The 11,897-nt window shown below is 68.0% G+C and carries 10 protein-coding genes; 9 read left to right on the forward strand and 1 reads right to left on the reverse strand.

The window, feature by feature from the left end; translation table 11 throughout:
• Positions 1-165 precede the first annotated feature (165 nt).
• From T8T21_RS15980 to T8T21_RS16005, 6 genes are all read left to right on the forward strand, one after another.
• Positions 166-732 carry a TRAP transporter small permease gene (locus T8T21_RS15980; RefSeq protein ID WP_322337681.1) on the forward strand — a complete coding sequence of 189 codons (567 nt, stop codon included), beginning with the start codon at positions 166-168 and terminating at the stop codon, positions 730-732.
• The gene (locus T8T21_RS15985) at positions 732-2,012 is read left to right on the forward strand and encodes a TRAP transporter large permease (protein ID WP_322337682.1); all 1,281 of its coding nucleotides are present in this window, start codon (positions 732-734) and stop codon (positions 2,010-2,012) included. The genes T8T21_RS15980 and T8T21_RS15985 overlap by 1 nt, the downstream gene beginning before the upstream one ends.
• Positions 2,009-2,785, forward strand: a complete 777-nt coding sequence (locus T8T21_RS15990) for an enoyl-CoA hydratase (protein ID WP_322337683.1) — start codon at positions 2,009-2,011, stop codon at positions 2,783-2,785. Before T8T21_RS15985 ends, T8T21_RS15990 begins: the two co-directional genes overlap by 4 nt.
• Positions 2,782-4,035, forward strand: coding sequence for a CaiB/BaiF CoA transferase family protein (locus T8T21_RS15995; RefSeq protein ID WP_322337684.1), 1,254 nt, complete (start codon positions 2,782-2,784; stop codon positions 4,033-4,035). Before T8T21_RS15990 ends, T8T21_RS15995 begins: the two co-directional genes overlap by 4 nt.
• Positions 4,036-4,196: 161 nt before the next feature.
• Positions 4,197-4,778 carry a cupin domain-containing protein gene (locus T8T21_RS16000; protein WP_322337685.1) on the forward strand — a complete coding sequence of 194 codons (582 nt, stop codon included), beginning with the start codon at positions 4,197-4,199 and terminating at the stop codon, positions 4,776-4,778.
• Positions 4,733-6,064 carry a mechanosensitive ion channel family protein gene (locus T8T21_RS16005; protein WP_322337686.1) on the forward strand — a complete coding sequence of 444 codons (1,332 nt, stop codon included), beginning with the start codon at positions 4,733-4,735 and terminating at the stop codon, positions 6,062-6,064. The genes T8T21_RS16000 and T8T21_RS16005 overlap by 46 nt, the downstream gene beginning before the upstream one ends.
• Positions 6,065-6,082: 18 nt before the next feature.
• Here T8T21_RS16005 and T8T21_RS16010 read toward each other — a convergent pair whose 3' ends face one another.
• Complete coding sequence (locus tag T8T21_RS16010) at positions 6,083-8,398, reverse strand: PAS domain S-box protein (protein WP_322337687.1); 2,316 nt, start codon at positions 8,396-8,398, stop codon at positions 6,083-6,085.
• 476 nt (positions 8,399-8,874) lie between these two features.
• Between T8T21_RS16010 and acs the strand changes: the two genes are divergently transcribed.
• From acs to T8T21_RS16025, 3 genes are all read left to right on the forward strand, one after another.
• A complete protein-coding gene (acs, locus tag T8T21_RS16015; protein WP_322337688.1) occupies positions 8,875-10,842 on the forward strand; it encodes an acetate--CoA ligase in 1,968 nt (655 codons plus the stop codon).
• A gap of 5 nt (positions 10,843-10,847) precedes the next feature.
• Complete coding sequence (locus T8T21_RS16020) at positions 10,848-11,537, forward strand: adenylate kinase (protein ID WP_322337689.1); 690 nt, start codon at positions 10,848-10,850, stop codon at positions 11,535-11,537.
• 71 nt (positions 11,538-11,608) lie between these two features.
• Positions 11,609-11,896 (forward strand): DUF4212 domain-containing protein, encoded by a 288-nt coding sequence (locus T8T21_RS16025; protein WP_322337690.1) that lies wholly within the window; start codon positions 11,609-11,611, stop codon positions 11,894-11,896.
• Position 11,897 lies beyond the last annotated feature (1 nt).

Here is an 11,897-nt window from a genome sequence, read left to right on the forward strand (position 1 = left end):
GCCGTCCGACAGGGCGGCGCCCCGTCGCATCCGCCTCGCCCGTCCCGCGCCCGGCGGGTCGGGAGCAGCCCATCCAGCGAGCGAGCGATGACACAGCCAGCTTTGACCGGCGCCGGGCATCCGCCCCGCCACACCCCCTCACAGGCCGCGAGGACCCCAAGGGCCATGCAAAGTCTCAACCGGATATCCGCCGTGATGGCGCTGCTGCTCGAATGGATCATGGTGGCGCTGATGGTAACGCTGACCGTGGTGGTCATCGTCGCCGTGATCGCCCGCCTGATGGGCGAGAGCTTCTCGTGGTACGACGAGGTCGCCGCGATCATGCTGGCCTGGATCACCTATTACGGCTCGGCACTGGCGGCGCTCAAGCGGCGGCATATCGGCTTCGACACGGTGCTTCTGGCTCTGCCGTTGCGCTGGCGGCTGGCGGCGCTGTTGCTGGGAGAGGCGGTGGTGCTGACCTTCTTCGCGCTGATGGCCTGGGCCGGCTTTCAGGTGCTGGCGATCCTCGAAGGCTCCTACCTCGTCTCGCTGACCTGGGTGCCGGTGCAGTTCACCCAATCGGTGATCCCGATCGGCGCGCTGCTGTTCATCCTTGGCCAACTGCTCAGCCTGCCGGATTACTGGTCCAAGACCGCGCGCGGCATCTCGCTCGAACATGCCGAGATCGAGGAGGAGGTCGATACCGAGATGAGCCGCAGCGCCGGCCACGTGATCGGGGAGGTCCGCTGATGCTGATGCTGCTGATCTTCGTGGCGCTGGTGGCGCTGATCTGCATCAACGTGCCGATCGCCGTGGCGCTGGCCATGGCGGGGGTGATCGGCCTTCTGGCCACCGAGGGCGTCAACTCGCTCGCGGCGATCGCGCTCGACATGTATGGCGGCGCGACCAAGTTCTCGCTGATCGCGATCCCGATGTTCGTGCTCGCAGGCGCGATCATGAACGCGGGCGGCATCACCGACCGGCTGATCAACTTCGTCTCGGCGCTGATCGGCTTCGTCCGGGGCGGCCTCGCCATGGTCAATATCGGCGTGTCGCTGTTCTTCGCCGAGATCTCTGGCTCGGCGGTGGCCGACGTGGCGGCGATGGGCTCGATCCTGATCCCGCAGATGAAGAAGCGCGGCTATTCCGGCGCGCTCTCGGCGGCGGTGACCTCGTCCTCGGCCTCGCTGGCGATCATCATCCCGCCCTCGATCCCGATGATCCTCTACGCGGCCTCGGCCAACACCTCGGTCGAGCAGCTCTTCGTCGCGGGGCTCGTGCCCGGCGTGCTCGGCGCGGCCGGGCTGATGGGCGTCGCCTACTGGTTCGCGCGGCGCTACAACCTGCCGACCGAGGAAGCTTTCAACATCCCGCGCCTCAAGGCCACCTTCATCGACGCGCTGCCGGCCTTCGCGCTGCCGGTGGTGATCCTGGGCGGCATCTTCGGCGGCTTTGTCACCGCAACCGAGGCGGCGGGCCTCGCGGTGATCGCCGCGCTGGTGGTTTCGGCCTGGTATCGCAAGGTCGATCTCAAGCATCTGCGGCAGGCGATGCTCGACGGCGGGATGCAGACGGCGGTGGTGATGCTGCTGGTCGCGGCCTCGGTGCTGATGGGCGGCTTTCTCACCCGGGCGCAGATCCCGCAGCAGCTGGCCGAGGGCATCCTGGCGATCACCAGCGCGCAATGGGCGATCCTGCTGATCCTCAATGTGTTCTTCCTGGTGATCGGTTTCTTCCTGCACTCGGCGGCGGCGATCATCCTGGTGGTGCCGATCGTCATCCCGCTGATCCAACAGGCCGGCATCGACCCGGTACATTTCGGCCTCGTCGTGACGCTCAACCTCGCCATCGGTCAGCAGACGCCGCCCGTGGCCTCGGTGCTGATCACCAGCTGCGCGGTGGCGCGCGCCAACATCTGGGAGGTCTCGAAGGTCAATGTCTACTTCGTGGCGGTGCTGCTCGCGGTGCTGATGCTGTGCACCTACGTGCCTTCGGTGCCGCTGTTCCTCGTGGAGTATTTCTACCGATGACAGATGAGCTGATCACGGAGCGTCGCGGCGCGACGCTCCACATCATCTTCAACCGACCCGCCGCGCGCAACGCGCTGACCTTCGGCATGTACGAGGCGCTGGCCGAAGCCTGCGCCAAGGTGCCTACCGACGGATCGCTACGCGCGGTGGTGATCTCGGGCGTGGGCGGCCGCGCCTTTGCGGCGGGCACCGACATGACCCAGTTCCGCGGCTTCGAGACGGCCGGGGACGCGCATGGCTACGAGGCGCGGATCGCCGAAGTGCTAGGCGCGGTCGAGACCTGCCCGCTGCCCACCTTGGCTGCACTGAACGGCGCCTGCACCGGGGGCGGGGCCGCGATCGCGGCGGCCTGCGACCTGCGGATCGCGGCGGCCAATCTGCGCTTCGGCTTCCCGATCGCGCGGACGCTGGGCAACTGCCTTTCCGCCGCCAACCTCGCGCGGCTCACCGAGCTCTTGGGCGCGGGACGGCTGCGCGAGATCATCTTCACCGCCCGGCTGATCGAGGCCGAGGAGGCCCGCGCCATTGGCCTCGTCTCCGAGCTGCTGCCCGACGAGGCTGCGCTGATGACGCGCGCGGGCGAGATCGCCGACACGCTGGCAGGCATGGCGCCGCTGACACTGCGCGCCACCAAGGAGGCTATGCGGCGCAACCGCGAGGCGCGCGCGGTGGAGGACGCCGACCTGATCGAGATGTGCTACATGAGTGAGGATTTCCGCCACGGGATGGAAGCCTTCCTCGCCAAGCGCAAGCCGGACTGGAGGGGCAGATGAGCGGCAGCGGACCCTTGGCGGGCATGAAGGTGGTGGAGCTCGCCCATATCATGGCGGGCCCGGCCTGCGGGCTGATGCTGGCCGATATGGGCGCCGACGTGATCAAGGTCGAGAAGCCCACGGGCGACGACAGCCGCCGCTTCGTGCCGCCCGAGATCGCGGGCGAGAGCGCGGCCTATCTGATGATGAACCGCAACAAGCGCGGCATCGCGCTCGATCTCAAGCACCCCGAAGGGGTGGAGGCGCTGCGCGACCTGCTGGCCGAGGCCGACGTGGTGATCGAGAATTACCGCCTCGGCACGATGGAAAAGCTGGGCCTCGGCTATGACAGCCTGCGCGCGATCAATCCCCGCCTCGTCTATTGCGAGATCTCTGGCTTCGGCCGCACCGGCCCTTATGCTTCGCGCGGCGGCTTCGACCTGATCGCGCAGGGCATGTCGGGGCTGATGTCGATCACCGGCGAGGGGCCGGGCCGCCCGCCGGTCAAGCCCGGCGCGCCGATCACCGACATCACCGCGGGCCTGCTCGCGGCGATGGGCTGCTGCGCGGCCTATGCCAAGGCGCGCGAAACCGGGCAGGGGCAGAAGGTCGACACCTCTCTCTTCGAGGCCGGGATCACGCTCACCTACTGGCAGAGCGCGATCGCCTTCGCCACCGGCGAGACGCCCGGCCCGGTCGGGTCGGCCCACCCGCTGAACGCGCCCTATCAGGCTTTCGAGACCCGCGACGGATGGATCAATGTCGGCGCCGCCAACCAGCAGAACTGGCTGCGGCTGCTGCAGGTGATCGAGGCGCCCGAGCTCGACGCCGATCCGCGCTTCGGCTCGAACCGCGACCGGATGCAGAACCTCCCCGCGCTGGTCAAGATCCTGAACGGCCATCTGCGCGGCCGCGACACCGCCGATTGGCTGGCGCGGATGGAGGCTGCCGGGCTGCCCGCCGGGCCGGTTCTGACCATCCCCGAGATGCAGTCGGACCCGCAGGCGTTGGCGCGTGACATGATCGTCGAGACCGACCATCCGCGCGCCGGCCGGGTGAAGGGGATCGGCCACCCGGTCAAGTATTCCGGCGAAACGCCCCCCGCCGCCCGCCCGGCACCGCTGCTCGGTCAGCATGGCCGCGAGGTGCTGGCCGAACTGGGCTACGACGCGGCGCGGATCGAACGGCTGGTTTCGGCAGGCGCGCTGATCTGCCCCGACAACGTGGCGATGCCGCAGGACCCCGAGAAAGCCGTGGCCGTGTCTCGATAACCGCAGCTGCCGGGACCGGCCATAATCGGCCAACGCGCGCCGGCCCACCGCATTTGCATGGGGTTCCGTGCCCGCCGCCGTGCTATGCTGTACCCCGGAACCTGGCCCGATGCGTGCCGGCTTTCCGCCGTCCCGAAGGGCCTTTGCGGGGAGGGACCGCCATGTCCGTCACGGCTGAAGAGATCTACGGGACCTATCCATATTTCCTCGAACCCGGTGCTGCGGAGTTGCGGCGCTCGGGCGAGACGCGCACCCGTTTCCTCGCGACGGGAGGGATGACCGGCGGCGCCTATGCGATGATCGACGAGACCGCGTCACGCGGCGAGACCGTGCCGCTGCACCGGCATGCGGAGGACATCGAGTCGCTTTATGTCATCGAGGGCGAGCTCAGCGTCTATATCGACGCCCTGCCTTGCCACATAGCGGGTCCGGGCGCCTTCGCCCATTTCGCGCCCGGCACGGTTCACGGATTCCGAGTCGAAAGCGAGACCGCGCGCTACCTTTTGCTGACGACACCGCGCCATGGCGAATTCTACCGCGCCATTTCGCGCCCGCCGTGCGGCCCGGGCGAAGGCCCCGACGAGCCGGTGGACGAAGCCACCGTCATGAGGGCCTGCCGAGACTACGCCGTGGAATTCATCGCACCGTTTCCCGAGGCAGGGATGGGCGCCGGGCGGGGCGGCCCTAGCTCTGCGGCATGTCCAGATCCCTCCTCCTCGCCCTCGCCCTCGCCCTCGCACTGACATCGCTGATCCCACTTCATGCGCAGGAGGCGCCCGACCCGGCGCCGCCGCCCCCCATCGCCGTGGAGGTTGTCCGCCCCGACGACGAGATCGCCGCGCGGCTCGGCGCGATCCTCGAGGCGCTGGGGCGCGATGGCATCGGCGTGGGCGTGCAGGCCGGGGTCGTCCGGCTTAGCGGCGAGGTGGCCGAGGAGGCCGACAGCGAAGAGATAGCCGCGATCGCGGAGCGCCTCGACGGCGTGGTGGCGGTGCGCAACGATATCGAGGCGACGGGCGAGATCGCCGAGCAGCTGAACCCCGCCTTCGAACGCTTTCGCACCCGGATCGAGCAGGCGGTGGGACGGCTGCCCTTGTTGCTGCTGGCCTTGGCGGTCTTCGCGGCCGTAGTGGGGCTCGGCTTTCTGCTTGCACGCGCGCGGTTCTGGGACCGGCTGGCGCCGAACGCCTTCATCGCCGGTCTCTACCGGCAGGCGGTGCGGGTGGTGATGGGCATTGCCGGCGTGGTGGTGGCGCTCGACATCGCGGGGGCAGCAGCGCTTCTGGGCACCATCCTCGGCGCGGCGGGCCTCGTCGGTCTCGCCATCGGTTTCGCCGTGCGCGACACGGTCGAAAACTTCGTGGCCTCGATCATGCTCAGCCTGCGCCAACCCTTCCAGCCCAACGACCTCGTCGAGATCGAGGGGGACACCGGGCGGGTGATCCGGCTGACCTCGCGTGCGACGATCCTGCTGTCGCTCGACGGCAACCACATCCGCATCCCGAACGCCGTGGTCTTCAAGAGCCGGATGATCAACTACACCCGCAACCCCGAGCGGCGTTTCAGCTTCGATATCGGCATCGACCCCGACGCCGATCTCGAAGCGACGCGGATCCTCGCGCAGGAAACGCTGGCCGGGCTGCCCTTCGTGCTGGCCGAACCGGCGCCGCTGGTCTGGATCGAGGACGTGACCGAGGCAGGCGCCATCCTGCGCTCCAGCGCTTGGATCGACCAGAACGCCACCGGCTTCGCCACCGCGCGCGGCGACGCGATCCGGCTGGTCAAGGGCGCGATCGAGGCGGCAGGTGTGTCGATCCCCGACACCACCTATCGCATCCGGCTCGAAGGGGCGGGGGCCCCGGCCGCGCCGCAAGACCGCGAGAGGACCACGCCGCGCCGCACCGAGGCGCGGCCCGAGGCCGAAGCCGCCGCCTTTCGTCAATCCGAGGAAAAGGCGCTGATCTCCATGGTCCGGGCCGAGCGCGCGCAGGAGGACGACCTGCTGAGCAAGGACGCGCCGCGCGAATAGCCCCTGGCCCGGCAGGGATCAGCCGGCCGGGTGCGCGGCCCGGGTGATGGCATCGGCGAGCTGGCGGTCGGAGAAGGGCTTGCCGAGCCGGCTGGTGACAAAGGGCTCGCTCCCCTCCGGCAGCTCCCCATAGCCGGTGCACAGGATGATCGGCATGTCGGGACGCTTTGCCCGGATGGCCTCGGCAAGCCGCGCCCCGGTCATGCCCGGCATGGCCTGGTCGGTCAGCACGAGATCGATATCCGGCTCCGCCTCGAAGATCGCCAGCGCCTCGTCGCCACGGCTCGCCTGCAGCACCTCGTGCCCCAACTCCTCAAGCATGCCGACCGTGCCCATCAGCACCAGGAAATCGTCATCCACGGCAAGGATCTTCATTGGTCGCGGGCCTTGGTCAGGCAGGGGCGTCGCGGCAGGGGCAGGCGCGGCCTCGGCCGTCATGCCGGACGCCGCTACCGGCAGCAGGATCTCCGCCGTGGTGCCGCGACCGGGCGCGCTGTGCAGGCGAAAGGCGCCGCCCGATTGCCGCGCAAGCCCGTGCACCATGCTCAGCCCGAGACCGGTGCCCTTGCCGACGCCCTTGGTGGTAAAGAACGGCTCGGTCGCCTGCGCCAGCGTGGCCGCGTCCATGCCCGGCCCGTCATCCGTCACGGTCAGGCGGACATAGCGGCCGGGCAGAAGTTCGGGATCGCCGCCGCAATCGACCGCCTCGCAGCAGACGGTCAGCACGCCCCGGCCATCCATCGCGTCGCGCGCATTGACCACGAGGTTAAGCACGGCCATCTCGAACTGGTTCGCATCGACGAGCGCGGGTGGCACGTCATCATCGATGTGGCGGCGCACCTCGATGCCCGAGCCCAGCGAGCTCTGCAGGAGCTGATCCATCTCGGAGACCAGACCACAAAGGTCGACGGCCGTCGGCGCGAGGTCCTGCCGGCGCGCGAAGGCGAGCATGTGCTGCACAAGCCGGGCACCACGCTCCGCGCCAGACAGGGCGTTGCGAAGGATCGCGTTGGCGCGCGCGTTGGACGGGTCGATATGCGACTGCAGCAGGCTCAGGCTCGACTGGATGACCGCGAGGAGGTTGTTGAAGTCATGCGCGACGCCGCCGGTGAGCTGGCCCAGCGTTTCGAGCTTGCGCGATTGCGTCAGCGCTTCCTCGGCGAGCCGAAGCTGTTCGTCCTGCCGCCGCTTCTCGTCGAGGTTCCGGCCGGTGGCAAAGATGATGTCGCCCCGGACCACCGCGCTCCAGCCGAACCAGCGTGCGGCGCCGCTGCTGTCGCGCATGCGCAGCTCGGCATGATCGAGCTGGCCGGTCTCGAGCAGCCTCTTGAAGAGCTCATGGGCGAGCGGCTTGTCCTCGTCGTCGACGAACTCGTCATACTTGGCACCCTGCAACGTCTCCAGCGGGAAGCCGAGCTGCTGCGTCCAGGCATCGCTCAGCTCGAGGTAAAACCCCTCATGCGACATGATGACATGCAGGTCGCGCGATGCGGACCACAGGTTGCTCCGCTCGGCACGGCGCAGTTCGAGTTCGGCGGCGCGCTGCTTCTCCTCGGTGACGTCCCGTGCGGTGGCATAGACCTTGCCGTCATGCGGCACCGAGACCCATGACAGCCAGCGATAGCTGCCATCGGCGCGGCGATAGCGGTTCTCGAAGCGCAGCACCGGCTGGTCCTGCTTGACGTTGTCGAAGGCGGCGGTCGTGCTGGCCCGGTCGTCTGGATGCACGAGGTCCATGAAAGGGGTACGGCGCAGCTCTTCCGGCGAATACCCCAGCGCAGCGATGGCGGCGGGGTTCGCCTGCTCGAAATGGCCGTCGAAATTCGCCACGACCTGGATCTCGGGCGAAACCTCCCAAATCCGGGCCCGGGTGCCGAACTCCGCCCTGAGCCGCGACTCTAGATCCTCCGTGCGGCGCTTCAGGCGGGCCTCGTTCTCCTCGCGCTCGGTAACATCGAGGAACAGCAGGCCGAAGCGGTCGGCGGCGACGGGAAAGGCCCGGATGTCGTAGGTCCGGCCGAGCTGCGAGACCGGGCCGACGAAGTTGCGGGACCGCTGATCGACGGCGACACGCGCGAAATCCTCGAGCCAATGCGGCTCGACATCGGAAATCACCTCGGTGACCTTCTTGCCGATGATGCCATCGGAGCTGAGCCCCGTGAGCGTCGACCAGGCATCGTTGACGTGCAGATAGCGCCAGTTGAGGCTGCCATCCGCCTCGCGCAGCACCTCGGCGATAACGAGACCCTCATGCAGCCTGTCAAAGACCTCGGGCCAGTCGATGCGGGAAGAGGCTCCCAGCCCCAGGCCGCTCAGAAAATCGTCCGTTTTCATGACTGTCCCGTGAAGCTTCGCTGCGGTTTGGCCGGACCAGAGTAAGCTGCCTGGTACGCCGGGCCAACCATCGGCAATAGTCCCGATATGGCCGCGCGGCAATCGCTTGTCCGATCACGTTTCCCGTTGACGCAGCAGCAACCGCGCAACTTGGAGCGACGGACCAAGAAAAGCGAGCGACTTTACACCATTTCGGCTACTGGTTGAACGACGCCGATCTCTCACTTCCCTGCGCCCACAGGCCTTTGCGGGCGCAGCACGATCCGTGCAGTTGCAGAAATTTACAGAATTTCGGCATGGGCGGATAATCTTTTTACAAAAAAGGCAGCCTGCCTGAGTGGCTTGCCTACATTTTTTCAAAATTCGCTTATTCCCCTTCACGAGGAGATCGCGCGCCGCGGCGCATCACGCCACCCTTGCGAGGGCGGCTCAGGAGGAGACCCGCGGCACATCGGAACCGGAGGAGGAGGTTCGCCATGAACACCCAAACCAGGCTCTCGAGCCCTGCCCATCTGCCCGCGCCGGACGTTGCAGCTCGCGCCCATGTCGACGCCCACGCCTATGAGCGGATGTATCGCGAGAGCATCACCGATCCCGAGGGATTCTGGGGCGAGCAGGGCAAGCGTCTCGACTGGATCAAGCCCTATACCCGGGTCCAGAACGCTGACTTCACGCTGGGCCGGGTCGCGATCAATTGGTTCGAGGACGGCACGCTCAACGTCGCGCAGAACTGCATCGACCGGCACCTCGCCACGCGCGGCGACCAGACCGCGATCATCTGGGAGCCGGACGACCCCGCCGATCCGGCCAGGCACATCACCTATCGCGAACTGCACCGCGAGGTCAGCCGGCTCGCCAACGTGTTCGAGAGCCTCGGCGTGGGCAAGGGTGACCGCGTCGTCATCTACCTGCCGATGATCCCCGAGGCCGCCTACGCGATGCTCGCTTGCGCGCGGATCGGCGCGATCCATTCGGTGGTCTTCGCCGGCTTTTCGCCCGACGCACTCGGTGCGCGGATCAATGGCTGCGACGCCAAGCTCGTCATCACCGCCGACGAGGCGCCGCGCGGCGGCCGCAAGACCCCGCTCAAGACCAACACCGATCAGGCGCTGCTGCACTGCAACGAGGGCGTGAAATGCCTGGTGGTCCGCCGCACCGGCGGCCAGACCAGCTGGGTCGACGGCCGCGACTTCGACTATGGCGAGCTGATGGCCGAGGCCGGGGATCATTCCGAACCGGTCGAGATGAACGCGGAAGACCCGCTCTTCATCCTCTACACCTCCGGCTCCACCGGGCAGCCCAAGGGGGTGGTGCACAGCTCCGGCGGCTACCTTCTCTACGCCGCGATGACGCACCAGATCACCTTCGACTACCACGAGGGCGACGTTTATTGGTGCACCGCCGATGTCGGCTGGGTGACCGGGCACAGCTACATCGTCTATGGCCCGCTGGCCAATGGCGCCACGACCGTGATGTTCGAAGGCGTGCCGACCTGGCCGGATGCGGGCCGCTTCTGGGAGGTCTGTGCCAAGCACAAGGTCAACCAGTTCTACACCGCGCCCACCGCGATCCGCGCCCTGATGGGCCACGGCGCCGCGCCGGTCGAAAAGCATGACCTGAGCGCGCTGCGCCTGCTCGGCACGGTCGGCGAGCCGATCAACCCCGAGGCCTGGAACTGGTACAACGAGGTGGTGGGCAAGGGCCGCTGCCCGATCGTCGACACCTGGTGGCAGACCGAGACCGGCGGTCATCTCATCACGCCGCTGCCCGGCGCGACCGCGCTGAAGCCCGGCTCGGCCACCAAGCCGTTCTTCGGCGTGCGGCCGGTCGTGCTCGATCCGCAGTCGGGTGCGGTGATCGAGGAGACCGAAGCCGAGGGCGTGCTCGCCATCGCCGAAAGCTGGCCGGGTCAGATGCGCACGGTCTGGGGCGATCACGAGCGCTTCGAGCAGACCTATTTCTCGCAATATCCGGGCTACTATTTCTCCGGCGACGGCTGCCGCCGCGACGCCGATGGCGATTACTGGATCACCGGGCGCGTCGACGACGTGATCAACGTCTCCGGCCACCGCATGGGCACCGCCGAAGTCGAGAGCGCGCTGGTGGCCCATGCGAAGGTCGCCGAAGCCGCGGTCGTCGGCTATCCGCACGAGGTCAAGGGGCAGGGGATCTACTGCTACGTGACGCTGATGAACGGCGTCGAGCCCAGCGAGGAGCTGCGCAAGGAACTGCGTCAGTGGGTGCGCCAAGAGATCGGCCCGATTGCCAGCCCCGACCTGATCCAGTGGGCGCCCGGCCTGCCCAAGACCCGCTCGGGCAAGATCATGCGCCGCATCCTGCGCAAGATCGCCGAGAACGACCATGGCAGCCTCGGCGACACCTCGACGCTCGCCGACCCCTCGGTGGTGGACGAGCTGATCGACAACCGCATGAACCGGGGGTGAGGCCGATGGATGGCAGGGATACCCCAGCGCAGACGCCCGCCTTCATCCTGCTCGGCCCCCCGGGGGCCGGGAAGGGCACCCAGGCCCGCAGGCTCGAGGAGCGCTTCGGCCTCGTCCAGCTCTCCACCGGCGACCTGCTGCGGGCTGCCGTGGCCGAGGGCAGCGAAGCCGGCCAGCGGGCGAAGGCCGTGATGGAGGCCGGGCAGCTGGTCTCCGACGAGATCGTCATCGCCATCCTCGACGACCGGCTCGACCGGCCGGACGTGGCCCGCGGCGTGATCCTCGACGGCTTTCCGCGCACCACGGCGCAGGCGGCGGCGCTCGACGATCTGCTGGCCCGCCGGGGCCAGCGCGTCTCGGCCGTGATCAGCCTCGAGGTCGATGACGCGGCGATGGTGGAGCGGATTTCCGGCCGCTACACCTGCGTCACCTGCGGCGAGGGCTGGCACGACAGCTTCAAGCGCCCGGCGACACCCGGCACCTGCGACGGCTGCGGCGGCACCGAGTTCAAGCGCCGCGCCGACGACACCGCCGAGACGGTGGCCTCGCGGCTCGAGGCCTACCATGCCGAGACCGCGCCGCTGATCGACTATTACCGCGCCCGCGGCACGCTCGAAAGCGTGCCCGCAATGGGCGCGATCGACGATATCGCGCAGGCCCTGTCGGAGATCGTCCGACGACACGAGACGGCCTGAGCGACGACCAAGACCGGCGGCCGGAGGAACGCGTGAGGGCCGCCATCAATGCAACGACGGGAGGAGCCCGCATGTCGGATCACACGACACATCCACCAACCACGATGACCAAGGATGACAAGGCCTATTGGTCCGCAAACGTGCGGATCATCACCATCTGCCTCGTCATCTGGGCCACCGTTTCATTCGGCTTCGGCATCATCCTGCGGCCGCTGATCAGCTGGATCGGCATCGGCGGCACCGATCTGGGCTTCTGGTTCGCGCAGCAGGGGTCGATCCTCGTCTTTCTGGCGCTGATCTTCTTCTACGCCTGGCGGATGAACCGGCTCGACCGGCAATACGGCGTCGAGGAGGAATAAG

It is taken from the genome of Limimaricola variabilis (genome assembly GCF_034371605.1).
In the GTDB taxonomy this organism is placed as follows: Bacteria; Pseudomonadota; Alphaproteobacteria; order Rhodobacterales; family Rhodobacteraceae; genus Limimaricola; species Limimaricola variabilis.

Excerpts from the sequence above, each read along its gene's own strand:
- T8T21_RS15980 (WP_322337681.1), top strand. The coding sequence starts at position 166 with ATGCAAAGTCTCAACCGGATATCCGCCGTGATGGCGCTGCTGCTCGAA.
- T8T21_RS15985 (WP_322337682.1), top strand. The coding sequence starts at position 732 with ATGCTGATGCTGCTGATCTTCGTGGCGCTGGTGGCGCTGATCTGCATC.
- T8T21_RS15990 (WP_322337683.1), top strand. The coding sequence starts at position 2,009 with ATGACAGATGAGCTGATCACGGAGCGTCGCGGCGCGACGCTCCACATC.
- T8T21_RS15995 (WP_322337684.1), top strand. The coding sequence starts at position 2,782 with ATGAGCGGCAGCGGACCCTTGGCGGGCATGAAGGTGGTGGAGCTCGCC.
- T8T21_RS16000 (WP_322337685.1), top strand. The coding sequence starts at position 4,197 with ATGTCCGTCACGGCTGAAGAGATCTACGGGACCTATCCATATTTCCTC.
- T8T21_RS16005 (WP_322337686.1), top strand. The coding sequence starts at position 4,733 with ATGTCCAGATCCCTCCTCCTCGCCCTCGCCCTCGCCCTCGCACTGACA.
- T8T21_RS16010 (WP_322337687.1), bottom strand. The coding sequence starts at position 8,398 with ATGAAAACGGACGATTTTCTGAGCGGCCTGGGGCTGGGAGCCTCTTCC.
- acs (WP_322337688.1), top strand. The coding sequence starts at position 8,875 with ATGAACACCCAAACCAGGCTCTCGAGCCCTGCCCATCTGCCCGCGCCG.
- T8T21_RS16020 (WP_322337689.1), top strand. The coding sequence starts at position 10,848 with ATGGATGGCAGGGATACCCCAGCGCAGACGCCCGCCTTCATCCTGCTC.
- T8T21_RS16025 (WP_322337690.1), top strand. The coding sequence starts at position 11,609 with ATGTCGGATCACACGACACATCCACCAACCACGATGACCAAGGATGAC.